Origin of the sequence: Nostocoides sp. (assembly GCF_035343835.1) — a bacterium.
GTDB classification, from domain to species: domain Bacteria; phylum Actinomycetota; class Actinomycetes; order Actinomycetales; family Dermatophilaceae; genus Nostocoides_A; species Nostocoides_A vanveenii.
Map to the genome: position 1 here is coordinate 1 of NZ_DAOQZV010000372.1, position 1,980 is coordinate 1,980.

General features: G+C 68.3%; 2 protein-coding genes. One reads left to right on the forward strand and one right to left on the reverse strand.

The window, feature by feature from the left end; all coding sequences use genetic code 11:
- Nucleotides 1–553 (forward strand): hemolysin III family protein (locus PKH97_RS16235; RefSeq protein WP_324388645.1); only part of this gene is annotated, 553 nt, incomplete at its 5' end.
- Nucleotides 554–568: 15 nt separating this feature from the next.
- On the opposite strand, the gene ligD is transcribed toward PKH97_RS16235, so the two are convergent.
- Nucleotides 569–1,980: non-homologous end-joining DNA ligase (gene ligD, locus PKH97_RS16240; RefSeq protein WP_324388646.1), on the reverse strand; the 1,412-nt coding region annotated here is incomplete at its 5' end.

The following is a 1,980-nucleotide window of genomic DNA, read 5'->3' on the forward strand; positions in this document are numbered from 1 at the left end:
GCTCGTCGTCATGGCATCCACCCGAGGGCTGCGCCTCGCCGCCGCCATCTACACCCTCGCCGCCGCACTACTTTTTGCCACGTCTGCCGTCTACCACCGCGGCAGTTGGAGCCGGCGCCACGATGCGGTGCTGCGCCGCCTAGATCACGCCAACATCTTCCTGATCATCGCCGGCAGCTACACCCCATTCGCGGTGCTCCTGCCCCGGGGGCCGGCCACAATCCTGCTGACCATCGTCTGGGCGGGAGCGCTCGTGGGCGTGCTCTTCCGCATCCTGTGGATGGACGCACCCCGCTGGCTCTATGTGCCCTCGTATGCCGCCCTCGGCCTGGTGGCGGTCTTCTTCGTCCCGCTCATGCGCGACCACCTCGGGGTACCCACGCTCACCCTCGTGGTCGTCGGCGGCGTGCGCTACATCCTGGGCGCGGTGGTCTACGGCCTGCGCCGGCCCGACCCCTCACCGCGCTGGTTCGGATATCACGAGATCTTCCAGACGTTGACGATCCTGGCGTTCCTGACCCATTACGTGGCCGCCTCGCTCGCCCTCTACTGACGCGGCGCGCCCAGCTCAGGACTCACGCACGACATCGGCCGCGGCCTTGTCCGGTCGCAGCCCGCGCCAGGCAGGGTGGCGCAGCCGTCCATCGCGGGTCCACTCCGCGAACCGGACCTCACCGACCACCGCGGGCTTGACCCAGTGCGCCTCGCGCGCATCGGCATTCGGTATCGCCCCGGCCAGTGGGCTGGCCTTTTGGGCGAGCGGTTGCAGCAACTCCGCCAGATCGCGCAATGACCTGCCGGTAAAGCCGGTGCCGACCTTGCCGGCATACTCCAGCCCGTCCGGACCCGGTATGCCGACCAACAGCGACCCGATCATTCCCTCGCGCCGCCCCGCGCCCGACTTCCAGCCCACGATGACCACCTCTTGGGTGCGCAGGTTCTTGATCTTGAGCCAGGCGTCCGAGCGCCGCCCGGGCAGGTATGGCGAGTCCACCCGCTTCGCCATCACCCCCTCCAGGCCCTGCTCGGTAGAGGCGCTCAGCACCGCCTCGCCGTTGCCGAACCACGCCGGCGGCGTGCGCCAAGACGGGCCGTTGAGGTTGAGGCTCTCCAGCAGGTCGCGGCGCTGGCGATAGGGCAGGCCCAGTGTGGATTGCCCATCCAAATGCAGGATGTCGAAGACGAAGTAGCTCACCGGGGTCGAGCGGGTCAGCCGGCGGATCGCGGCGGGGTCCTGAACGTGCATACGGGCCTGCAGCGCCGCGAAACTGGGCCGGCCGGCGGTGTCCAAGGCGACCAGTTCGCCGTCCAGCACCGCGGACGTCGCACCCATTGATTCCGCCATCTCCCGCAACTCCGGATAGGAGGCGGTGATGTCGAGATCGTTGCGGGAGAGGGCTTTTGGCCGCCCCCCGTCGACGTGGACGATCGCCCGCACCCCATCCCACTTCATCTCATAGGCCCAGTCGGCATCGCCTCGGGGCAGCTCGTCGCGCAACACGGCGGTCATCGGCGCGATGCGGTCGGGCACACTCGCGAAGCCATCGGGCGGTGGGCTCATCCGGTGCATCATCCAGTTCTTTCCCCCGGTGCGGAAGAGGACATAGCGGCCCGAGACACGCGAACCGTGCAGGACAACCTTGACCTCCCGCTCGGTCCACTTCTCGGTCTCAAAAGTCCCGCGATCCCACAGGATGACCTGCCCACCGCCGTATTCACCATCGCGAATAGTGCCTTCGAAATCGGCATACGAGAGCGGGTGGTCCTCGGTGGGGACCGCAAGCCGGTTGGTCCCGGGGTCCATCGGCAACCCCTTGGGCACCGCCCAGGACACCAAGACACCGTCGCGTTCCAGGCGGAAGTCCCAATGCAGTGCGGTGGCGTGGTGCTCCTGGATGACGAAGATGTCGCCATCTCGCTCGCGCACCGGCCCCGCCCCGGGCATCGGCTCCGGCGTGCGCCGCGGGTCGCGCATGCTCA